Here is a 23,156-nt window from a genome sequence, read left to right as displayed (position 1 = left end):
TAGCCGACTGCAGGCCTGTCTCCTCCCCCAGCACACCTTCACACCGCATCGGTGGGCTCAGCCAGTGCGTGGTTGCCCGCCCGCCTGGTCTGCCGCAGCAGCAGCCAGGCCATGAGCGCTAGCGCCCCCACGCCTGCCAGCAGCACGCCCCACAGCACGGCACTGCGCGTGGAGATGCCGCTGCTGGCGGCTGCAGCAGGCACCAGCGCGCCGTCTTTGGGCTTGCCACCGGTGATGTCGGCCCGCGCTACATCGGCCAGCGCCATGGGCAACTGGTTCTCCTGAGCGGGCTGGTAGCCCGGCACCAGGCTGGCCAGGGGCAGGAAGGCACTGGCCGCCGCGCTGGCGCCGGGCAGCCCAGCCGCCAGTGTGAAGGGCCCTTGCCCGCTGGCCAGGAACACCAGCTGCGCGGGCTCGAACTGCAGCGCCAACTCGGGCGCGGCGGCAAAGCCGGGGGTCTTGGGGTCGGCTTCGATCTTGATCTCGCGCACCGAGGCGCCGCCCAGCTCGATGGGGCCGCTGGCCTGCTCCTTGCCTCCCATGGTCATCTTGTAGACCACCGCGCTCGCCAGCGGCGACCAGGGCTGCTCGCGGTGGTTGCGGCCCAGCACGCGCACGGGGATCAGCACATTGTTGCCGGGCGGCTTGATCTGGAGCGCGGCGACGGGCGTAGCAAACGGCAGCGCAAACACCAGCTCACGCGGGTTGTTGCCCAGTGGCGGCACCGCCATGCTGGCGCTGACGCGCTCGCGCGGGCCCGCTTTGGTCGAGGTAGCCAGCTTGACGCCGCGCAAGGTCACGGCAGCGTCGCCCCAGGTCACGCGCAGGTAGTGGTCCTTGAGGTCGGCGCGCTGCAGGTCGATCTGCTCGCTGCCCAGGCGGCCTGGTGCCGTGGGTGCCATCGCAGCGTCGGCGCGGTACAGCACGGTCTCGGCCAATGGGTGCCAGTGCTTGAGGTCCTTGCTGGCCTGCACCTGGAACGTCACGGGTTGGCCTGCTGGCAGATCCGCGTCCAGGGCCATGCGGGCCACGGGCAGTTGCACATCGCGCGCGTCGAGCAACGCGCCCCGCACGGTTTGTGTGGCTGCAGGACCTGCTGTGCCGGCCCTGTCGATCTGCACCACGCGCTGGCCCTGGCGCTCTTCGATGCGCAGCGACAGGCCTTCCAGCCCTGCCGTCCCCGCGCTGGCAGCGCCCAGGATGGGATAAGCGGGCAAGGTCACCGACTCCTCGGGGGCGCTGGCCGCCGCCACACCGGCCAGTGCCATGGGCACGGGCTGGCCCGGGCCGTTGAAAAGGCGCAGGTCGGCGTAGCCCGGGCTTTGCAGTCGCACCAGCACCTCGGCGGGCAGCAGCATGCGCTGCAGCGGCGCATCGGCCGCGAGCGTCACGGGAATGCGGATGGCGTAGGCCGCAGGCTTGCTGGCATCGGTCACCGCGTGGGCCGCACCGGCACACAAGGACAGGGCGGCAGCGGCCAGCGCCAGGGGCAGGTTCAGAGCGACAGGCTTCATGGGAGTGTTTCTTGTTGCGATGGCACCAGCGGCGGCGCAGCAGGCTCCGCGCGGGCAGCCGCCTTGGGCGGCAACGGCGCGAAGTAGCCCACCACCAGCATGAGCACGCCCACGGCGATGAAGGCAATGATGCGTTCGGCACCGCCGGCATTGGACAAATCGATCAGCAGCAGCTTGACCACCACCCCGCCCAGCAGGCCCGCGCCCAGCAGCCACAAGGGCCGCTGCAGGCGCCGGTGCGCCAACACCATCATGCTGAGCGCCAGCAGCGTCCACAGGATGGCGTAACCGGTCTGCACCACGAAGCTGTCGAACAGCGCCGACGCACCCCAGGGCACGCCGAAGAAGTGGTGGGCCACACGCAACCACACGGTGTTGATCACGATGAAAGCCAGCAGCGCCAACGCCAGCAGCGCATGGCGCCCGGTGACCCAGCCCGAGCGGGCCGGGAGCGGTAGCGCCGAAAGCAGTACCCGCCGCCAGAACACCAGGCCGCCCAACGCGAGCGCGAGCGTCAGGTCGGTGGGGTTGAGCAGTGGAATGTAGGGCAGCGGCGCGGTGTGGCCCGACGAATGCACTGCCGCTGACAGCGCGCCCCAGAACACCATCACCGCCAGGGGCAGGGCCGCAAGCCAGTAGTAGGCCTCGGCATGCGGGTTGAGCGGCCAAGGCAGTGCTGCACGCGCTGCCAGCCGGTTGCCACGACCCGCCCACAGCGCCAGCAGCATCAACACCGCAATGGCGCTGACCAGCAGGACCACACCGGCCCAAGAGGTACGCCACAGCTCAGCCTTGCCGATGCCGGACCACAGGCAGTCGGCCAGCAGCAAAGTCACGAGCCACGCTGTGGCGGCATGGAACCAGGCAACGAGCGAGGTGGGAGCACCCGGCTTGCCATCCACATCGGCCGCCACCTGCAGGCGGTCCGTCTGCCGCAGCATCCACACATGCAGCGCCAGCACGATGGGCCACACGGCCCAGGCGGGGGTGGCGAGCACGCGGTAGCCGTCGGCCACCTGCACGACCAACCCCAGCGCCAGCACGGCAATGGTGCCGCGCGCCGGCCAGGTAGCCACTGCCCAGTGCATGCGAAGGCCCAGCACCATCGACAGCGCGGCGCTGAGCACGACGGCCAGCATGGCCAGCAGTCCGGTCACCTGTTCGGAGAACACCGACATGGGCCACTGGCCCGCTTCCAGGCCGGGCACACGCCGCGTGATTTCCATGAGCCAGGCCAGGCACCAGAACACAAAGCCGTAGAGATAGGCCGGGTTGGACAGCCGCGCCTCAAGACCCGCATAACCCCGGGCCCAGGCCGAGCCGCTGTGCGGCAGCGGCTGGCGCAGCCAACAGGCCAGCAGCAGCGAGGGCAGCGCGATCAGCAACGCGCCCAGGAAGGCGGGGTTGAGCAGCGGCAGCGGCGAGATGCTGGAGGTGCTGCCCAGGAAAGCCAGCATGGCCACGACCTGCAGCACAAGCCCGAAGGCGCGCGGCATCCAGCGGGCCTGGCGCATGCCCACCCAGAAAGCGCCTGCGCCTTCGAGCGCCCAGACCGCAGACGTCCATTGAGCGTCCAGCGCCAGCGGCACGGCCAGTGTGGCAAAGCCCACGCCAACGGCAATGAAACATTCGACGAGCAGGCGCCAGCTGTCCAGCGCGCGACGCGCCAATACTGTCGCTGTCACCAGGTACAGCGCGGCAAAGGCCATTGCGGAGAAGGCGGCGCCCAGCTCGAAAGGCTGTACCAGCCCGGCCTGCAGACCAAAACCCACCAGCGGCGTACCGAATACCAGCATGGTGTCGACGGCATTGCCCAGCTTGGTGGGGGTGTTGCGGGCATAGAGGATGGCAGCACAAAGGTAGATCAGCACAAAGCCCGCAAGGAAGGGCTGCGTGCTGGCGTAGTTCTCGGGCTGGTACTTGAGCGCACCCCATGCCGAGGCGACGCCAAAGGTGGCGACAAAGCCCACCACGTTGAGCATGCGCCAGGAGCGCTTGTGGGCAATGAAGAGAATGGCCAGGTTCAGCAGGGTGTAGTAGCTGAACAGGCCCACATGACTGCCCTGACCCGTGGACAGCAGGATGGGTGTGGCAAAGCCACCCGCAAACGCAGCCACGGCAAGTGCGCGCGAGTCCTGCATCAGCGCCAGCGTGCAGCTGGCCGCGCAGACCGCGATCATCAGACCGAAGGCATAGAGCGGTGGCAGCAGCCCGTAGAGCCGGAAGGCGGCAAACACGGTGAGGTACATGACCGCCACGCCACCGCCCTGCAGGGCCAGCGCAAAAGCGGGCTTGTCAGCGCGCTTGCGAAAGCCCACCACCAGCAGCGCAATGCCCACAGCTGCGACCGCGGCCAGGCGCAATTCGACCGGCAACAGCCCGGCCGAAGCGGCATACCGCGCAAGGAAGGACAGGCCAATGAACAAAATCACCAGGCCTACCCGCACGATGGCGTTGCCGCCCAGCAGCCAGTTCCTGGCGGCCAGCACGGCCTGCTCCAAGGGGTTGGGTGGGGCGGGCTGGCGAAGTACATCGGGGCGGGGAGGCACCGTAGCCGAGGTTGAGGCCGAGGTCGGGACGGGCGGCAGGCCGTGCGGCGTGAGTTCGCCAGTCCAGAACGGATCGTCCGCGTCCGGGCGTTTGTCCAGGGTCACCGGCGGGGGAGGCGGTGAGGGCGAGGCCACTTGTGCCCGGTCTTCGGCCGTGGGCACCGCGTGCGCCGCCGCAGCGGGCGGGGCGACAGCCTTCGCGGCCTGCGCCTGCAACTCGGTACGAATGGCGGAGCGCACCGCCCAGCGCAACGACAGCCCGGCAAAAAAGCCCAGGATGGCGCCGACGAACGGTCCGAAGTCGCCATGGCCGCCAAACCACGAACCCAGCACCGCGCCCCAAAAAATGCCCCAGATGATCATGCCGCTCGCTCCCTCTTTGGGACTTCCTTCGACAGGCGGCCTGCCTGTACCAAAGAAGCCATCGTATTTTTAGCCCCACCGGCCAACGCGCAACCCCTGAGCATTGCGACAAAGCGCCCCGGTCGTGGAGAGGGTGCGCGCGGCAGCTGAGTGGTTCCGCGGTGGTTGTGCTGTGGCGTCGCAGGCTTATACAGCACACCCTGTGGTGAGTCCACGCCCGAACGCCTTGTTACCTTGCAGGGCATCGGGCAGCGTCCCAGCCCTGTGCGCAGCGGCATGTCAGCCCCGACGGCAAAAATAGGCCCTGGCGCATTTCCATCAAGCGCAATTTGCTACAAAATCAGTAGCATCATCATTTCGTCCGGGCCAGGTGCGTGAGCGGCAGCGCCCCGCTGGCCTTGACTTCGCCCAGGGAGAAGCTGGTGTGCATGTCTTTCACATTCGGCAGGTTGAGCAGCACGTTGCGCGCGAACTGCGAAAAACTCTCCAGGTCGCGCGCCACCACCTGCAACTCGAAGGTGCCGGTGCCGCTGATGTAGTGGCAGGCCACGACCTCGGGGATCTTGGCGATCGCGTCTTCCATCTCGCGCGTAAGGTTGCCCGTGCTGCGGTCGGCGTCCAGGCGCACGAAGGCCAGCACCCCCAGGCCGATCTTGTTGCGGTCGATCTCTGCGCGGTAGCCCTTGATGAAGCCTTCTTCCTCCAGCGCGCGCACGCGGCGCCAGCACGGCGCGGCCGACAGGCCCACGCGCTGGGCCAGCTCGGCATTGGTCAGCCGGGCATCGGTCTGCAGCTCGTTGAGGATGGCGATGTCGAATTTGTCGAGAGTGTTCACAAAATGGCCGATTTGAGAAAGATCCTTTCTCAGAATAGCTCAAATACGGCACACAACGCAAAGACTTATCAGCGTAGCAGGCATACACTTATCTCACATTGGAGGCGCTGCACTCAACGTGCGGCGCGGCCGTGAACACCGCCCTCACAAGGGGCGTACCCCACAAAAAAGCCATTGGAGACATAGCCATGAACGCCCCACTGCCCGAGCACATCCGCAAGGCCCTAGAGACCGTCACTCTGGATGACAAATACGCCTTAGACAGTGGCCGGGCCTTCATGAGCGGGGTGCAGGCCCTCGTGCGCCTGCCCATGCTGCAGCGCCAGCGCGATGCGATGGCGGGGCTCAATACCGCCGGCTTCATCAGCGGCTACCGGGGCTCGCCCCTGGGCACCTACGACCAGTCCCTGTGGGCCGCCAAGAAGCACCTGGCGGCGAACAACATCGTCTTCCAGCCCGGCGTGAACGAGGAACTCGGCGCCACGGCCGTCTGGGGCACGCAGCAGCTGGACCTGTACCCGCAGAGCAAGAAGTTCGATGGCGTCTTCGGCATCTGGTACGGCAAGGGCCCGGGCGTGGACCGCTGCTCGGACGTGTTCAAGCATGCCAACATGGCCGGCACGGCCAAGCATGGCGGCGTCATCGCCATTGCGGGCGACGACCACATCAGCAAGAGCAGCACGGCCGCGCACCAGAGCGACCACATCTTCAAGGCCTGTGGCACGCCGGTGTTCTTTCCCAGCAGCGTGCAGGAAATCCTGGACATGGGCCTGCACGCCTTTGCCATGAGCCGCTTTTCGGGCGTGTGGTCGGGCATGAAGACCATTCAGGAAGTGGTCGAGTCGTCGAGCAGCATCTCGATCGACCCCGACCGCGTGAAGATCGTGATGCCCGAGGACTTCGTGATGCCGCCGGGCGGCCTGCACATCCGCTGGCCCGATGCGCCGCTGGAGCAGGAAGCGCGCCTCATGGACTACAAGTGGTACGCGGCCCTGGCCTATGTGCGTGCCAACAAGCTCAACTACAACGTCATCGAAGGCCCGAACGACCGCTTCGGCATCATCGCCAGCGGCAAGGCCTACAACGACACACGCCAGGCCCTGGTGGACTTGGGCCTGGATGACGACACCTGCCGGCAGCTCGGCATCCGCGTACACAAGGTCAACGTGGTCTGGCCGCTCGAAGCCACCATCACGCGCGACTTTGCGCAGGGCCTGCAGGAGATCCTGGTGGTCGAGGAAAAGCGCCAGGTCATCGAATACCAGCTCAAGGAAGAGCTGTACAACTGGCGCTCGGACGTGCGCCCCCACGTGCTGGGCAAGTTCGACGAGCCCGAGGGCGATGCCACCGGCGGCGAATGGTCCATGCCCAACCCCAGCCAGAACTGGCTGTTGCGTGCCAAGGCCGACCTGACGCCGGCCATCATCGCCAAGGCGATTGCCAAGCGCCTCAAGAAGCTCGGCGTGTCGAGCGACATCATCGCGCGCATGGATTCGCGCATCGCCGTCATCGAGGCCAGCGAGCGCGGCATGGCCGAGCTCAAGGTGGACACGGGCGAGCGCGCGCCCTGGTTCTGCAGCGGCTGCCCGCACAACACCAGCACCCGCGTGCCCGAGGGCTCGCGCGCCGTGGCCGGCATCGGCTGCCACTACATGGCCAACTGGATGCCCGACCGCAACACCTCCACCTTCACGCAGATGGGCGGCGAGGGCGTGACCTGGGTGGGCCAGGCCCCGTTCACCACCGACCAGCACGTGTTTTCCAACCTGGGCGACGGCACCTACTTCCACAGCGGGCTGCTGGCCATTCGCCAGAGCATCGCCGCGGGCACCACCATCACCTACAAGGTGCTCTACAACGACGCCGTGGCCATGACCGGTGGCCAGCAGGTGGGCGAGCGGCCCGAAGGCCACTCGGTGCTGCAGATCATGAACAGCCTCAAGTCCGAAGGCGTGGTCAAGCTCATCATCGTCACCGACGAGCCGCAGAAGTACGACGGCGTGGCCTTGGCCGAGGGTGTGACGGTGCACCACCGCGACGAGCTCGACACGCTGCAGCGCCAGTTCCGCGAGATCAAGGGCTGCACGGTCATCATCTACGACCAGACCTGCGCCACCGAAAAGCGCCGCCGCAGGAAGCGCGGCACCCTGGCCACGCCGGACAAGACCGTGGTCATCAACGACCTGGTGTGCGAGGGCTGCGGCGACTGCTCGACCAAGTCCAACTGCCTGAGCGTGGAGCCGGTGGAGACGGAATTCGGCCGCAAGCGCCGCATCAACCAGAGCACCTGCAACAAGGACTACTCCTGCGTGAATGGCTTCTGCCCGAGCTTCGTCACGGTGGAGGGCGGCAAGCTCAAGAAGCCCAAGAAGGAAAAGAAGGGCGATCTGGCCAGCCTGCCGGCCATCCCGGATCCCGTCCTGCCCGTGGCCGAGACGGCCTGGGGCATCGTGGTCGGCGGCGTGGGCGGCACGGGCGTGATCACCATCGGCTCGCTGCTGGGCATGGCCGCGCACCTCGATGGCAAGGGCGTCATCACCCAGGACGCCGGCGGCCTGGCGCAAAAGGGCGGCGCCACCTGGAGCCACATCCAGATCGCCAACCGGCCCGAGGCCATCTACACCACCAAGGTCGATACCGCGAAGGCCGACCTGGTGATCGGCTGCGATTCCATCGTCGCGGCGCACAAGTACACCCTGGCCGTGATGCAGCCGGGCCGCACCTTCGTGGCGCTCAACACCCACGGCACGCCCACCGCAGCCTTCGTGACCAATCCCAACTGGCAGTTCCCGGGCGCCAACTGCGACAGCGCCATCGCGGCGGCCGTGGGGGCCGGTGGGGTGGGCAGCTTCGATGCCGAGCAGGTGGCCACCCAATTGCTGGGCGACAGCATCTACACCAACCCGCTGATGCTGGGCTATGCCTGGCAGAAGGGCCGCGTGCCGCTGACGTTCGCCTCGCTGATGCGCGCCATGGAACTCAACGGCGTGCAGGTGGACAACAACAAGGCAGCGTTCGAATGGGGCCGCCGCTGCGCCCACGACCTCCAGGCCGTGCAGTCGCTGTTCAAGGCCGCGCAGGTGATCGAGTTCGTCAAGAAGCCGTCCATCACCGAGATGTTGTCCAAGCGCGTGGACTTCCTCACGGGCTACCAAAACGCCGCCTATGCCTCCGAGTACACCGCCTTCGTGGAGAAGGTGCGTGCCGCCGAGGGCAAGCTGGGTGCCGGCACCCGCCTGTCGGAGGCCGTGGCCCGCTACCTGTTCAAGCTCATGGCCTACAAGGACGAGTACGAGGTGGCGCGGCTGCACACCGACAAGGCCTTCACGGACAAGATCGCGAACATGTTCGAAGGTGACTACAAGCTGGTGCACCACCTCGCGCCGCCCATGACGGCCAAGAAGAACGACCGTGGCGAACTGGTCAAGCAGCCCTTCGGCCCCTGGATGCGCAGCGCTTTCGGCGTGCTGGCCAAGCTCAAGGGTCTGCGCGGCACCGCGTTCGATGTGTTCGGCCGCACCGAAGAGCGCCGCATGGAGCGCGCGCTGATCGTGGAATACCGCACCTGCATCGATGAGCTGCTGCAGGGCCTCAACGCCGACAACCTGGCGCTGGCCGTGGAGATCGCGCGCATTCCCGAAGACATCCGTGGCTACGGCCATGTGAAGGAGCGCCACCTGGCTGCGGCCCGTCCCAAGTGGGACGGCCTGATGGCCCAGTGGCGCCAGGGTGGAGCGGTGCGGGCCGAGCGCCAGGCCGCTTGAAGTTGGGCGGCATGGCCGCACCTTTTTCGAAGAGCCCGCGCTTGCGCGGGCTTTTTGCTATCAGGAATGTAGCTTCAACTCCAGTGCTGGCTTGCTAGAAACGCCATTGCGCTGGAGGTTGCGGTAGCGATGCCCGGCAGGGCGGTGGCAGGCAACAAACACCCGCTGCCGGCTTGGGTCATACCCCTTGGGGGCGTGGCAAGGGGCCGCATACAATGTCCTGTTGCGCCCAGCGCGCGCCTTGGCGCTCGCTGCAGGCGGTTTTCAGTGTGTTTTGACCATCCGTTGTGGAGTTTCGTCCGTGTTTATTTCTTCCGCTTTTGCCCAGACCGCTCCCGCCGCCGCTGCGGGCGGTGGTGACATGATGTCCTCGCTCACCGGCATGCTGCCGCTGGTGTTGATGTTCGTGGTGCTGTATTTCGTCATGATCCGCCCCCAGATGAAGAAGCAGAAGGAGCACCGCGCCATGATCGACGCCATCGCCAAGGGCGATGAGGTGGCGACCGCAGGCGGCATCGTGGGCAAGGTCACGCGCCTGAGCGAAGGCTTCCTGCACATCGAGATCGCCAGCGGCGTCGAAGTGCAACTGCAGCGCAGCGCCGTGGTGCAGGTCCTGCCCAAGGGCTCGGTCAAGTAAGGCCTTCAAGCCCCCTGTATCCGGGGCGTCCCGGCCTGCAAGGGCGGCGCCCCCTGAAGCTTTCCAAGAGGCAAGAGCGCGATCATGAACCGATATCCGGTGTGGAAGTACGCGATCCTGGTGATCGTGCTGCTGGTGGGGACCCTGTACACCCTGCCCAATTTCTTCGGCGAGGCGCCTGCCGTGCAGGTGTCGTCCGCCAAACCCTCTGCCGTGAAGGTGGACACCTCCGTACTGGAGCGCGTGGAAGAGGCGCTCAAGGCGGCAAATATCACGCCGGTGTCGGTGAGCCTGGAAGGCAATTCCGTGCGGGCGCAGCTCGACTCGGTAGAGACCCAGGGCAAGGCCAAGGATGCGATCCAGAAGGTCCTGGTTCCCAATGAGTCCGACGTTTCCTACGTGGTGGCGCTGAACATGTTCTCGCTGTCACCCAAGTGGCTGACCTCGATCCATGCCATGCCCATGTACCTGGGCCTGGACCTGCGCGGTGGTGTGCACTTCATGCTCCAGGTGGACATGCAGGCCGCGTTGACCAAGAAGGCCGAGTCGTATGCCGGCGACCTGCGCACCCTGCTGCGCGACAAGAACATCCGCCATGGCGGCATCAGCCGCGATGGCCAGGCCGTCGAAGTGCGCCTGCGCGACGAAGCCACGCTCACGGCGGCGCGCAACCTCATCAGCGACCAGTTTCCCGACTTGGTGAGCACCAGCGTGCCGGACGGCAGTGAGTTCAAGCTGCGCGCCACCATCAAGCCCGAGGCCACGCGCCGCGTGCAGGAGCAGGCGCTCAAGCAGAACATGGTCACGCTGCACAACCGGATCAACGAACTGGGCGTGGCCGAGCCCGTGATCCAGCAGCAGGGGCTGGACCGCATCGTGGTGCAACTGCCCGGCGTGCAGGACACGGCCAAGGCCAAGGACATCCTGGGCCGTACGGCCACGCTGGAAGTGCGCATGGTCGACGAGGGCACCGAGGCCCGCGCCGCTGAATCGGGCCGGGGCCCGGTGCCGTTCGGCTCCGAGCGCTACCCCGAGCGCAACGGCCAGCCCGTGGTGGTCAAGAAGCAGGTCATCCTGACCGGCGAGAACCTGACCGATGCCCAGCCTGGATTCGACGGCCAGACCCAGGAGCCCACCGTGAACCTCACACTGGACGCCAAGGGTTCGCGCATCTTCCGCGACATCACGCGCGAGAACATCGGCAAGCGCATGGCCATCGTGCTCTTCGAAAAGGGCAAGGGCGAAGTGGTGACGGCTCCCGTGATCCGCAGCGAGATCGGTGGCGGCCGGGTGCAGATCTCGGGCCGCATGACCACGGCCGAAGCCAACGACACGGCGCTGCTGCTGCGCGCCGGTTCGCTGGCCGCGCCCATGGAGATCATCGAGGAATACACCATCGGCCCAAGCCTGGGTGCCGACAACATCGAGCGTGGCATCCACAGCGTGGTCTGGGGCCTGGCGGCCATCGCGGCCTTCATGTGCTTTTACTACATGCTGTTCGGCGTGTTCTCCAGCATTGCGCTGGGGGTCAACGTGCTGCTGCTGATGGCTGTGCTGTCCATGCTGCAGGCCACGCTCACGCTGCCCGGCATTGCCGCCATGGCGCTGGCCATTGGCGTGGCCATCGATTCCAACGTGCTGATCAACGAGCGCATCCGCGAGGAACTGCGCGCCGGCCTGTCGCCGCAGGCGGCCATCCATGCGGGCTATGAGCGCGCCTGGGCGACGATTCTGGACTCCAACGTGACCACCCTGATCGCCGGCTTGGCCCTGCTCGCCTTCGGCTCCGGCCCGGTGCGCGGCTTTGCCGTGGTGCATTGCATTGGCATCCTGACCAGCATGTTCTCGGCCGTGTTCTTCTCGCGTGGTCTGGTGAACCTGTGGTACGGGCGCCAGAAGAAGCTCAAGAGCGTATCGATCGGCCAGATCTGGAAGCCGGACGCCGATACCGCTGTGGCCAAAACGAACTAAGGGGCAACGGCCATGGAATTCTTCCGCATCAAAAAAGACATCCCCTTCATGAAGCACGCGTTGATCTTCAACGCGATCTCCTTCATCACTTTCGCGCTGGCCGTGTTCTTCCTGCTCACGCGCGGCCTGCACCTGTCGGTGGAGTTCACCGGCGGCACGGTCATGGAGGTGGCCTACAGCCAGCCGGCCGAGCTCTCCAAGGTGCGCGAGACGGTGTCGGCGCTGGGCTACCCGGACGTGCAGGTGCAGACCTTCGGCTCCGCCCGCGATGTGATGATCCGCTTGCCCGTGCAAAAGGGCGTGACGTCCGCGCAACAGAGCGAGGGCGTTCTGGCGGCCCTCAAGGCAGCCGATGCCGATGTGACGCTGCGCCGCACCGAATTCGTCGGCCCGCAGGTCGGCGAGGAACTCGTGCATGGCGGGCTGATGGCGCTCGGGATGGTGGTGGTGGGCATCATGATCTACCTGGCCTTCCGCTTCGAGTGGAAGTTCGGGGTGGCGGCCATCATCGCCAACCTGCACGACGTGGTGATCATCCTCGGGTTCTTCGCATTCTTCCAGTGGGAGTTCTCGCTGTCGGTGCTGGCGGCCGTGCTGGCCGTGCTCGGGTATTCGGTCAACGAATCGGTCGTGATCTTCGACCGGATCCGCGAGGCCTTCCGCAAGTACCGCAAGATGACGACGCACGAGGTGATCGACCACGCCATCACCAGCACCATGAGCCGGACCATCATCACCCACGCCTCCACCGAAGCGATGGTGCTGTCGATGTTCTTCTTCGGCGGTCCGAGCCTTCATTACTTTGCACTCGCGCTGACCATTGGTATCCTGTTCGGTATCTACTCGTCGGTGTTCGTGGCTGCGGCCATCGCCATGTGGCTGGGCGTCAAGCGCGAAGACCTGATCAAGACCACGACCAAAAAGGACGGCGATCCCAACGATCCCAACGCCGGGGCCACCGTCTGAACCGCTAATATTGGCGCATGCAAAACTCCCCTGCCCCCTCACCGCAGCGCCGCCTGGCACGCCTGGCGCGCCAGCGGTTCGTCGAGGGGATCTGCGCAGGGCTGGCGGAGGTCGACAAGACCATCGCTGACTTCCTGGGCGTGCTGATCGCGCAGACCGGTACGGCGCGCGAGATGCAGTCCCGGCGCGACACCTGGATGCTCTACCAGCAGCACCATGCCAAGTGGGTGTCGGCCACCAGCCATGCATGGCAGGAGGCATTGGCGCCCCACACCAGCGCGCGGCCGGGCCTGACCGCGGCGGGCGGTGGCAACAACCTGTCGTTCGAGCTGCTCAGCGACGACGTGGTGGAAAACAAGATCGTGGCTTCGCGCATGGCGCTGACCGTGGCCGAGCAGGCGGGCCAGCACTTTGATGCACTGCGCCAGCGCACCCAGTCGCTGGAGGGGCAGGAGATCGACAGCAGCGACATCCTGCGCCCTGAAACCATCTGCCTGCTGCTGGTGCAGCAGTGGGTGGAGGCGGGGCTGCCGCGCACCGACCTGCTCACCGTGGTGGATCCCCTGCAGCGCGAACTGGCGAATGTGCTGCAAAAGCAGTACCAGGCCGTGAATGCCTTCTACGTGGAGCAAGGCGTGGCCGTGCCCTCGGACCTGCGCTCGCGCGTGAAGCGCACCGTGGGCGGTGCCACCGGCGGTGGCGGCGCAGGCGGCGGCGATTCCGGTTCCGGTGGCCTGGCATCGCAGGCGCTGGCCCAGTCACGCGAGGCGATAGCGGCCGGCCGCCAGGCAGCTGCGGCAGGCATGTACCCGCAACCGATGCATCCCCAGCACATGCAGGCCCGCATGCCGCAGGGCCAGGGCTACCCCATGCCCCCCGGCGGCATGGGCTTTGCGACCGGCATGACGCCGCTGATCCGCGCGCGCCAGCGTGCGCAGGGCGTCATGGGCCAGCTGCGCCGGCTGCTCACGCAGCCGGCCACGGGCTTCGACATGGTCAAGGCGCCGCCGGCTTCGGCGGCCCTGGCACATGCCCTGTCGGCCCAGCGCGTGCAGGCGGACACCTACTACAGCGGCGTGGCCACGCTCATGGAAGACTACAGCCCGGCGGCCGTGGTGCAGTTGGCCGGAGCCGTGCGCGAGCGCTCCACCGAGTTCAAGAGCAAGGCCTCCACTGCCGGTGAAAAAGCCATCATCGAGGTGGTGGCCCTGATGTTCCAGAGCATCCTGGCTGAAGACCGCATCCCGCCCGCCGTGCGCGTGTGGTTTGCGCGCCTGCAGGTACCGGTGCTGCGCGTGGCGCTGGCCGAGCCCGAGTTCTTCAGCAACCTGGACCATCCTGCGCGCCAGCTGATCGACCGCATGGGCGCCTGTGTGATGGGCTTCGACTCCACCAGCATCAACGGCAGCGCCCTGGAGGCCGAGATTCGCCGCGTGGTGCAGGTGATCGAGCAGTACCCGGAAACCGGCCGCCGCGTGTTCCAGCTGGTCTACGACGAGTTCGAGAAATTCCTGTCCAAGTTCCTCACCGAGAAGCAGGCCACCTCGCGCCTGGTCAGTGTGGCCCAGCAGGTCGAGCAAAAGGAAACCCTGGCCATCCAGTACACCATCGAGCTGCGCACCATGCTCAAGGACATGCCGGTGCGCGACGAGATCCGCGAATTCCTGTTCAAGACCTGGGCCGAGGTGCTGGCCCTGTCGGCCGTGCGCGATGGTGCCCAGCATGCCGATACCATCACCTTGAAGCGTACGGCGGCCGACCTGGTGTGGGCCGCCAGTGCCAAGCCCAATCGCAGTGACCGCGCGCAGGTTATCCAGAACCTGCCCGGCTTGCTGCAGCGCCTGCGCCAGGGCCTGGCATTGATGGGCATCCACGATGCCCCGCAGGACGCGCTGATCAAGACGCTCACCGACACGCTGGCCGATGCCTTCCTGTCCAAGACCGCATCGATCCCACAGGCGCACATCGATGCGATGGCCAAGCGTCTGGCCAACCTCGAGGACTTCATCAACGACGCGACGCTGGGCGACATGCCGCTCAATGCCGACAACATCGAGATGATGTTGGGCATCGACGCCTCGTCGATCCACGTGGTGGCCGACAACGGCGCGCCGGTGGACGAGGGCATGGTCGTCTGGGCGCAGGAGCTCAAGCCCGGTACCTGGTACACGCTGGACCACAACGGCTCGTCGGCACAGGTGCAGTACGCCTGGCAGAGCCAGCGCAAGCAGTTGCACCTGTTCGCCGCGGTGGACGGCAGCAGCTACCTGATCCAGCTGCGGCGCCTGGCCGCCTACCTGCAGGCGGGCCTGCTCGTGGCGCAGGACGAGGAAGGCATCACCACCCGTGCCACGCGCGACGCGCTGGCCAAGCTGGACGCCAATCCGGAACGCCTGTTGGGCTGATCTGCCCAGCCGCTTCGGCGCTGGGGGTCAGGCCGCGCCCATGCGCTGAAACAGGCCGCCGGGCAAGCGCGCCACAGCGCCAGACAGCTCCAGTTCCAGCAGTTGCACCTGCAGGCCTGCCGCATCCATGCCGGTGCGGGCCAGCAAGGCATCCAGGCCCATGGGGTCGTAGCCCAGGGCCTGCAGCAGGGGACTGTCCTGCCGCGGGTGCTCGCGGCCCAGGCCTTGCGGACCCGAAGCGGCCCCCGCCGAGGTGGCCGCTGCGGGCAGGCTCAATTCCTCCAGCACGTCCTGGGCCGATTCCACCAGCTTGGCGCCCTGGCGGATGAGCGCGTGGCATCCCCGGGACTGGGGGGAGTGGATGGAGCCCGGGATGGCGAACACCTCTCGGCCCTGCTCCGCCGCCAGCCGGGCGGTGATCAGCGAGCCCGAGGCGAGGGCCGCCTCGACCACCAGCGTTCCCTGCGAAAGCCCGGAAATGATGCGGTTGCGCTTGGGGAAGTTGGGTGCCAGCGGTGGTGTGCCCAGTGGGTACTCGCTCACCAGCAGCCCCTGCCGCGCAATGTGGTGTGCCAGCGCCCGGTTGGCTGCCGGGTAGACCCGGTCCAGGCCGGTCCCCACCACGGCGATGGTCGCTGGCTGGTCTTCGTCCAGGCCGGCGCTCTCCAGTGCGCCCCCATGGGCCGCCGCATCCACCCCCAGCGCGAGCCCGGAGACGATGGTGAGGCCGGCAGCGTGCAAGGACTTGGCGAATTGCCAGGCATGCTCCGCGCCCTGGGCCGTTGGATTGCGGCTGCCCACCACGGCCAGGCAAGGCCGTTCGCCCAGCGGTCGCTCGGACGCCAGGCGTGCTGCGGGACCCATCAGGTACAGCAGCAGCGGGGGATCGTCGGTGTTCAGGAGGGTGCGTGGATAGCCGGTGTCGCCCAGCGTGAGCAGCGTCCGGGATGCAGCCCCGGGCTCGGGCGCATCCTGCAGCCATTCCCAGGTGGTTTCCACCAGGTCGGCCAGGGTGGGCGGGATGGCGCGCAAGGCCTTGGCCTGGGCCGGGGTCACGCACTCCAGCAGCGCGGCTTCCGACTGCTCGAAGATGGCTTGCGGCAGGCCGAACCGGGCCAGCAGCAAGCGCGCGGCGGCGTTGCCCACGCCGCGCGACAGCGTCAGCCTGAGCCAGGCCTGCAACTCATCGTGGTCCATGGGCATGGCGTGGCCTGGGTGGCTTCACGGGTGCGGCGCCATCCCCCCGTGTACCCGGGTGATGGCACCCGGGTGGGGGAATGGATGGGTGTGCCGTTCAGCTCACTCCTGCGGGCTGACCAGCCGGTCGCCCACGCGCACGCCGGTGCGGATCTCCAGGATCAGCGCGTACGAGACCCGTTCGAAGGTGCGGAACACCATGGCCAGACCGTTGCTTTCGCTGGGCAGCTTGATCATCGGGAGCTTGGGATCGGTCTTGTCCTTGATCACGTCGCCCTTGGTCATCAGGCGCATCACATGGCCGGCCTCGATGCCATTGCGGGTGCCCAGATTGATGGCGACCACCTGGTTCTGGCCGGCCGAGCCTGCCGATGCACCGGAGGCCGAGCTGCCGTAGATGGAAATCACGCGGGCCTCGGTACCTTCCTGGGGGGCACGGGGCACATAGCTGATGAATTCGCGCGCAGGCGCGGGCAGCAGCCGGTCGCCGGCACGGATCTCTTCCTTGGCACCTGTCAGGTCCACCGTGGCAGGCACGTAGTCGGTCTGGATGCCGCCCTTGCCGTTGGAAGACTTCTCAAAGCTCTCGCCACGCACCAGCTCGGCCTTGCCCAGGTACTGGGCTTCATAGCCCAGCACTTCACCCGTCATGGGATCCTTGAGGGCGACCGCATCGCGGAAAACACGGAACTGGCGCGGCTCGCCCGGCTCCATGGTCAGGGGCGTGGCGGCATCGCCGCGCACGTAGGCGCGGTCACCGCTGGCCATCAGCACGCGCTCTTCCTGGGTGGCAATCACGCGCGGTGCGCGCTGGAGCACGCTGGCGTCCACCACCATCGGTTCCACCAGGAAAGGCTCGATCAGGTGCGGCTTGAGGGTCGGCAGCGCCGTGCTGGACAGGCTGTCGCTGCGTGTGCTGGGAGAAACGCGGACGGTGCCGGAGTCGCCCCGGCTTCCTGGGGCCGTGGTGCGCAGACGGGCGTAGCCACCTTCCTTGTCCAGGTACAGCGTCTGGCCCGGGAAGATCAGGTGCGGGTTGGGCAGGGCCTGCAGGTTCATGCCCCACAGCTCGGGCCAGCGCCAGGCGCTCTTGAGGTACAGGCCGGAAATGCCCCACAGTGTGTCGCCACGCTTGACCACGTACACATCGGGCGCGTTGGGTGACAGGTCGGCCACCGGAACGCCGCGCTGTGCCACTTCCTGCGCCGTGGCGCGCTGCTGGCCGGAAATGGGGTGATTTTGCGCCTGGGCCGGTGCGACGAGTAAAGCGCCTGCGGCCACGGTCAGGGCGCCCAGGGCGGTTAGCCGCGCGCTGGTGAATGCCGTCATGTGGATCCTTTTCTGATGCATTGTGAAACGCCCCCTCACTGGCGTCCGAACTGTGTTGCACATGCAAGCAGCCGGACGAATACGTTACAAACCTTCTTAGATTCTCTGCTCAAGCCCTTGATTCGGCAACGATTATTGAGTTGAGTATCTGCAGCATGGGGCAAAAGTGGCGAAAATAGCGACATCTATTACCCGATTCCATGGCAATTCTCCCCATTCTCTGTTACCCGGACCCCCGGCTTCACAAGATCGCCCGGCCGGTCGAGGCCGTGGATGCACGCCTGAAGACCCTGGTGTCCGACATGCTGGCCACCATGTACGACGCCAACGGCATCGGCCTGGCCGCCACCCAGGTCGACGTGCATGAACGCCTGATCGTGATCGACGTGTCCGAAGGGCGCGACGAGCCCATGGTGCTCATCAACCCCGAAATCGTCTGGGCCAGTGCCGAAAAGCACGTCAACGACGAGGGCTGCCTCTCGGTGCCCGGCATCTACGACGGGGTCGAACGCCACGATGCCGTGCATGTGAAGGCGCTCGATGCCGAGGGCCAGTCGCGCACCATCGAGGCCGAAGGCCTGCTGGCAGTCTGCATCCAGCACGAGATGGACCACCTGCTGGGCAAGGTGTTCGTCGAATACCTGTCGCCCCTCAAGCGCAACCGCATCAAGACCAAGATGGTCAAGCAGCAGCGGGAGACCCGCTGATGCGTCCGCCCCGCCTCCTGCGCGGCGCCGCTGCGCTGGCGCTGGTGGCGGGCCTGGCCGCTTGTGCCGTGCCTTCTCGCGAGCCCCTCGGCACGCCGCGCGCCCAGGTCGTGGCGCACCTGGGGCCACCCACCGCTGTTCACGCTCTGCCGCAGGGCGAGCGCTTGCTGTATTCGCAGTTGCCCGCCGGCACCGAGGTCTACAACCTCGATTTCGACGCCGCTGGCCGCCTGGTGCGCACCGAGCAGGTGCTGACCCAGGCCCGGCTGGAGAGCATCCCGCTGGACCAGTGGACCCAGGCCGACCTGCAGCGCACCTTCGGCTCGCCGCTGCGCGTGGAGCGCGTGACCTTCTGGAACGGCGACATCTGGACCTACCGCTTCAAGCAAGGGTCGGATCCGCGCTTTGCCCACATGCACCTCGATCCCTCGGGTGTGGTGCGCCGCATCGGCTTCACCGACGACATCCCCAATACCGACAAAGGACGAGACTGATCGTCTGTGTTGCAGAAAGCCCCATGAACGTCATTTTTGCCGGCACGCCCGAGTTCGCCCGCGTGGCCCTCGAGCGCTTGTTGAAGGCCGGCTTCACCGTCCCTCTGGTCCTGACCCAGCCTGACCGCCCTGCCGGCCGGGGCATGAAGTTGCAGGCTTCCCCCGTCAAGCAGTGCGCCCTGGACCACGGTATTGCCGTGGCGCAACCGCGCAGCCTGCGCCTGGATGGCAAGTACCCCGAGGATGCAGCCGCAACGCGCGAAGCCCTGCTGGCCGCCCATGCCGACGCCATGGTGGTGGCCGCCTATGGACTGATCCTGCCCCAGTGGGTGCTGGACCTGCCGCGCCTGGGTTGCCTGAACATCCACGCCAGCCTGCTGCCGCGCTGGCGCGGCGCGGCGCCCATCCACCGCGCCATCGAGGCCGGGGATGCGGAGACCGGCGTCACCATCATGCAGATGGATGCCGGTCTGGACACGGGTGACATGCTGCTGACCGAACGCACGGCCATTTCCGCCGCCGACACCACCGCTGCGCTGCATGACCGGCTCGCGGACCTGGGTGGACGGATGATCGTGGAAGCGTTGGAGATGGCCGCCTGCGGTGGCCTGGCCCCTGTGGTGCAGCCTGCCGAGGGGGTGACCTATGCGCACAAGATCGAAAAGGCAGAGAGCAGCGTCGACTGGTCGCTGCCGGCCCAGGCCATCGGCCAGCGCATCCGTGCCTTCGATCCCTTTCCCGGTGCCAGCACCCTGCTGGGGGCAGAAACGATCAAGCTGTGGGGTGCGACGCCCGAGGCGATGGATGCACCCGCAGGTGCCGTGCCCGGGCAGGTCCTGGCCGCCGATGCCTGCGGTGTCATTGTGGCCTGCGGTATGGGCTGCCTGCGCCTGACCACCCTGCAGCGCGCAGGCGGCAAGCGCCTGGCGACCGCCGATTTCCTGCGCGGTTTCGACGAGCTGCAGCCCGGCGCCGTGTTGGGCAGTGCCTCCGACGCCAGTGGTGCGCCATGAGCACGCTGGCGCAGAAGGTCTCCCGCACGGTCCGCGATCCCCATTTCCGCCTGGCCGCCGTGGACATGGCCGGCACCTCCCTGGGCATTGCAGCCTGGGGCCTGGTGACCGGCGTGGCCATGGTCAAGAGCGGCATGTCCGTGTCGCTTGCGCTGTTCATGTCGCTGGTGGTCTATGCCGGCAGCGCCCAGTTGGCCGTGATCCCGCTGCTCACCGTGGGGGCGCCGCTGTGGGTGATCTGGCTCACGGCCTCGTGCGTGAACCTGCGCTTTGTCATTTTCAGCAGCATGTGGCGCAGCTACTTTGCCCACCGGCCCCTGCGCGAGCGCTTGGCCATCGGCTACTTCAGTGGCGACGTGATCTATGTGGCCTTCATGAAGCGCTTCCCCGAACCCAGGCCCCAGCCCGAGCAGATGCCTTACTTTTGGGGTGCGGCTTCCACCAACTGGATCGCCTGGCAGGTGCCATCGATTGCCGGCATCCTGCTGGCCAATGCGGTGCCGCTGTCCTGGGGCCTGGGCTTTGCGGGCGTGCTGGCCCTGCTGGGTGTGCTACTGTCTCTGCTGTTCGACCGGGCCACCTGGCTGGCCACGGGCGTGGCGGCCACGGCCGCCGTGGCCGCGTTTGCCTTGCCGCTCAAGCTCAACATCCTGGTGGCCATTGCGGCGGCCGTGGCCGTCGGCCTGATGATGGAGGCCGTGGACCGGCGCCGCAAGGACCGCCACCCCGAGATGCTGCTGGTGCCCGCCAACAGCGTGATGCCGCCCGAGGAACGCCAGCACATGAAGGATGGCGACGTGGTGCCCCTGCGCGAGGAGCGCCACCCATGAGCGGCCACTGGATCGAGACCACCATCGCCATCCTCGGGCTGGCCATCATCACCGTGGTGTCGCGCGCCTTCTTCATGATCCCCGAGCGCGAGCTGCCCCTGCCCGACTGGCTCAAGCGCGGCCTCAAGTACGCGCCGCTGGCCGCGCTGACGGCGGTGATCGCGCCCGAGATCCTCATGACCCAGGGGGAGCTGCTCGACACCTTCAAGGACGCGCGCCTGCCAGCCGTGCTGCTGGCGAGTGCTTACTACTTCTGGAAGCGCGGCATTCTGGGCACCATCGTGGTGGGCATGGCGGTGTACCTGCCGCTGCACATCGGCTGGGGCTGGTAGGGGCAGAGGGGGCATTTGCCAGCCCTCTAAAATGGCGGCCCTGATCCCAGTGCCTTCTCCAGGAACCCCTCCCCCATGAACATCCTCCGCTTCTCCGATCTGTGCGCCCAGGGCAAGGCCCAAGGCCAGCGCGTCTTCATCCGTGCCGACCTGAACGTGCCGCAGGACGACCGTGGCGCCATCACCGAAGACACCCGCATCCGCGCCTCCATCCCCTGTATCCAGATGGCGCTGGACGCCGGTGCCGCCGTGATGGTCACCAGCCACCTGGGCCGCCCCACCGAAGGCGAGTTCAAGCCCGAGGACACCCTGGCTCCCGTGGCCGCGCGCCTGGGCGAACTGCTGGGACGCGAGGTGCCCCTGGTGTCCAACTGGGTCGATGGCGTCAGCGTGGCCCCGGGCCAGATCGTGCTGCTGGAGAACTGCCGTCTCAATGTGGGCGAGAAGAAGAACCAGGAAGCGCTGGCGCGCAAGATGGCCGCCCTGTGCGACATCTTCGTGAACGATGCCTTCGGCACCGCCCACCGCGCCGAGGGCACCACCTACGGCATCGCCCAGTTCGCGCCTGTCGCCTGCGCCGGCCCCTTGCTGTCGGCCGAGATCGATGCGCTGACCAAGGCCCTGGCCCAGCCTCAGCGTCCGCTGGTGGCCATCGTCGCCGGCTCCAAGGTGTCGAGCAAGCTCACCATCTTGAAGAGCCTGGCCGACAAGGTCGACCAGCTCATCGTGGGCGGCGGCATCGCCAACACCTTCATGCTGGCCGCCGGCCTGCCCATCGGCAAGAGCCTGGCCGAGCCCGACCTGGTGGACGAGGCGCGCGCCGTGATGGCCGCCATGAAGGCGCGAGGCGCCGACGTGCCGATCCCCACCGACGTGGTCACGGCCAAGGCCTTCTCCGCCGATGCACCGGCCACGGTCAAGGCGGCGGCCGACGTCGGTGCCGACGACCTGATCCTGGACATCGGGCCCGAGACCGCCGCCCGCCTGGCCGGCCAGCTCAAGTCGGCCGGCTCCATCGTCTGGAACGGCCCCGTAGGCGTGTTCGAATTCGCGGCCTTTGAAAATGGCACGCGCGCGATTGCTGCCGCCATTGCCGAATCGCCTGCATTCAGCATTGCCGGCGGTGGAGATACTCTGGCGGCCATCGCCAAATACGGCATCGAGAAACAGGTCGGCTATATCTCCACCGGCGGGGGCGCGTTTCTGGAAGTGCTGGAGGGCAAAACGCTGCCGGCTTTCGAGATATTGGAAAAACGTGCAGTTGCAAAATAACCATTTTGGTTACATTTTGCCCCTCTGAAATATGGCCGTTTCGACGGCCTTTTTTACGTGCTTGCGGGCTCCCTCGGTAGGTGACAGTGGCCGGCCCACGGCTTTCGTGTCCCGGCCCGCCTAAAATCGGGTCCCATGACCTTTCTAGACATGCTGCGCGACGCGTCCGCACAGAACAACTCCATGCTGTGCGTGGGCCTGGACCCTGAGCCCACCCGTTTCCCTGCAGCGCTCAAGGGCGATCCGCGCAAGATCTACGATTTCTGCGCCGCCATCGTTGATGCCACGGCCGACCTGGCCTGCGCCTTCAAGCCCCAGATTGCCTACTTTGCCGCCCACAGCGCAGAAGACCAGCTCGAACGCCTGATGCAGCACATGCGCGCCAACGCGCCGCATGTCCCGGTCATTCTGGACGCCAAGCGCGGCGACATCGGCTCCACGGCCGAGCAGTACGCCAAGGAGGCGTTCGAGCGCTACGGCGCCGACGCGGTGACTCTGTCGCCCTTCATGGGCTTCGATTCCATCGAGCCCTACCTGGCCTACCACGGCAAGGGCGCCTTCCTGCTGTGCCGCACCTCCAACCCCGGGGGCGACGACCTGCAGATCCAGCGCCTGTCCAGCGTCGAGGGCGAGCCCCTGCTGTACGAGCATGTGGCGCGCCTGGCCCAGGGGCCCTGGAACCGCAATGGCCAGCTCGGGCTGGTCGTGGGCGCCACCTACCCGCAGGAGATCGAGCGCGTGCGCGCCATCGCACCCACGCTGCCCTTGCTGATCCCGGGCGTCGGTGCCCAGGGCGGCGACGCGGTCGCCACCGTGCGTGCCGGCCTGCGTGAGGGCGGGCCGATCATCGTCAACTCGTCGCGCTCCATCCTCTACGCCTCGGGCGGCGAGGACTTTGCCGCTGCGGCGCGCACCGAGGCCATGCGCACCCGGGCGGTGCTGGAAGCGGCCCGGGGCTGACGGTAACCCTCGGCGCGC

The 23,156-nt window shown here is 67.0% G+C and carries 17 protein-coding genes; 12 read left to right on the top strand and 5 right to left on the bottom strand.

What is annotated here, in order from left to right; all coding sequences use genetic code 11:
• Positions 1-38: 38 nt before the first annotated feature.
• From AC0IZS_RS07490 to AC0IZS_RS07480, 3 genes are all read right to left on the bottom strand, one after another.
• The gene (locus tag AC0IZS_RS07490) at positions 39-1,514 is read right to left on the bottom strand and encodes a DUF3999 domain-containing protein (protein ID WP_471635052.1); all 1,476 of its coding nucleotides are present in this window, start codon (positions 1,512-1,514) and stop codon (positions 39-41) included.
• On the bottom strand, positions 1,511-4,426 hold the full coding sequence (locus tag AC0IZS_RS07485; RefSeq protein ID WP_471635051.1) for a DUF2339 domain-containing protein: 2,916 nt from the start codon (positions 4,424-4,426) through the stop codon (positions 1,511-1,513). Before AC0IZS_RS07485 ends, AC0IZS_RS07490 begins: the two co-directional genes overlap by 4 nt.
• A gap of 352 nt (positions 4,427-4,778) precedes the next feature.
• Positions 4,779-5,261 carry an Lrp/AsnC family transcriptional regulator gene (locus AC0IZS_RS07480; RefSeq protein ID WP_471635050.1) on the bottom strand — a complete coding sequence of 161 codons (483 nt, stop codon included), beginning with the start codon at positions 5,259-5,261 and terminating at the stop codon, positions 4,779-4,781.
• A gap of 188 nt (positions 5,262-5,449) precedes the next feature.
• On the opposite strand from AC0IZS_RS07480, the gene AC0IZS_RS07475 reads away from it, so the two are divergent.
• From AC0IZS_RS07475 to AC0IZS_RS07455, 5 genes are all read left to right on the top strand, one after another.
• Positions 5,450-9,025 (top strand): indolepyruvate ferredoxin oxidoreductase family protein, encoded by a 3,576-nt coding sequence (locus tag AC0IZS_RS07475; RefSeq protein WP_471635049.1) that lies wholly within the window; start codon positions 5,450-5,452, stop codon positions 9,023-9,025.
• Between the two features lie 301 nt (positions 9,026-9,326).
• Positions 9,327-9,662, top strand: a complete 336-nt coding sequence (gene yajC / locus AC0IZS_RS07470) for a preprotein translocase subunit YajC (RefSeq protein WP_057200655.1) — start codon at positions 9,327-9,329, stop codon at positions 9,660-9,662.
• Between the two features lie 84 nt (positions 9,663-9,746).
• Positions 9,747-11,633, top strand: a complete 1,887-nt coding sequence (gene secD, locus AC0IZS_RS07465; RefSeq protein WP_471635048.1) for a protein translocase subunit SecD — start codon at positions 9,747-9,749, stop codon at positions 11,631-11,633.
• A 12-nt stretch (positions 11,634-11,645) separates the two neighbouring features.
• Positions 11,646-12,599 (top strand): protein translocase subunit SecF, encoded by a 954-nt coding sequence (gene secF, locus AC0IZS_RS07460; RefSeq protein WP_471635047.1) that lies wholly within the window; start codon positions 11,646-11,648, stop codon positions 12,597-12,599.
• A 17-nt stretch (positions 12,600-12,616) separates the two neighbouring features.
• The gene (locus AC0IZS_RS07455) at positions 12,617-15,004 is read left to right on the top strand and encodes a DUF1631 domain-containing protein (protein WP_471635046.1); all 2,388 of its coding nucleotides are present in this window, start codon (positions 12,617-12,619) and stop codon (positions 15,002-15,004) included.
• Positions 15,005-15,031: 27 nt separating this feature from the next.
• On the opposite strand, the gene dprA is transcribed toward AC0IZS_RS07455, so the two are convergent.
• The gene (dprA, locus tag AC0IZS_RS07450; protein ID WP_471639478.1) at positions 15,032-16,201 is read right to left on the bottom strand and encodes a DNA-processing protein DprA; all 1,170 of its coding nucleotides are present in this window, start codon (positions 16,199-16,201) and stop codon (positions 15,032-15,034) included.
• A 102-nt stretch (positions 16,202-16,303) separates the two neighbouring features.
• Positions 16,304-17,530 carry a LysM peptidoglycan-binding domain-containing protein gene (locus AC0IZS_RS07445; protein ID WP_471635045.1) on the bottom strand — a complete coding sequence of 409 codons (1,227 nt, stop codon included), beginning with the start codon at positions 17,528-17,530 and terminating at the stop codon, positions 16,304-16,306.
• Between the two features lie 200 nt (positions 17,531-17,730).
• On the opposite strand from AC0IZS_RS07445, the gene def reads away from it, so the two are divergent.
• The 7 genes from def to pyrF all read left to right on the top strand — a co-directional run bounded on the left by def (position 17,731) and on the right by pyrF (position 23,138).
• Positions 17,731-18,237 carry a peptide deformylase gene (gene def, locus AC0IZS_RS07440; RefSeq protein ID WP_471635044.1) on the top strand — a complete coding sequence of 169 codons (507 nt, stop codon included), beginning with the start codon at positions 17,731-17,733 and terminating at the stop codon, positions 18,235-18,237.
• Complete coding sequence (locus AC0IZS_RS07435) at positions 18,237-18,731, top strand: hypothetical protein (protein ID WP_471635043.1); 495 nt, start codon at positions 18,237-18,239, stop codon at positions 18,729-18,731. The genes def and AC0IZS_RS07435 overlap by 1 nt, the downstream gene beginning before the upstream one ends.
• A 23-nt stretch (positions 18,732-18,754) precedes the next feature.
• On the top strand, positions 18,755-19,744 hold the full coding sequence (gene fmt, locus AC0IZS_RS07430; protein ID WP_471635042.1) for a methionyl-tRNA formyltransferase: 990 nt from the start codon (positions 18,755-18,757) through the stop codon (positions 19,742-19,744).
• Between the two features lie 65 nt (positions 19,745-19,809).
• Positions 19,810-20,574: an AzlC family ABC transporter permease gene (locus AC0IZS_RS07425; RefSeq protein WP_471639477.1), complete on the top strand. Its 765-nt coding sequence runs from the start codon at positions 19,810-19,812 to the stop codon at positions 20,572-20,574.
• Positions 20,571-20,906 (top strand): AzlD domain-containing protein, encoded by a 336-nt coding sequence (locus AC0IZS_RS07420; protein WP_471635041.1) that lies wholly within the window; start codon positions 20,571-20,573, stop codon positions 20,904-20,906. The genes AC0IZS_RS07425 and AC0IZS_RS07420 overlap by 4 nt, the downstream gene beginning before the upstream one ends.
• Before the next feature lie 75 nt (positions 20,907-20,981).
• Positions 20,982-22,178, top strand: a complete 1,197-nt coding sequence (locus tag AC0IZS_RS07415) for a phosphoglycerate kinase (protein ID WP_471635040.1) — start codon at positions 20,982-20,984, stop codon at positions 22,176-22,178.
• Positions 22,179-22,313: 135 nt separating this feature from the next.
• Complete coding sequence (gene pyrF, locus AC0IZS_RS07410; RefSeq protein ID WP_471635039.1) at positions 22,314-23,138, top strand: orotidine-5'-phosphate decarboxylase; 825 nt, start codon at positions 22,314-22,316, stop codon at positions 23,136-23,138.
• Positions 23,139-23,156: the final 18 nt, after the last annotated feature.

The sequence above is a fragment of the Acidovorax sp. AC410 genome, from assembly GCF_979253235.1.
This window is presented reverse-complemented; position numbering and strand designations above follow the sequence as displayed.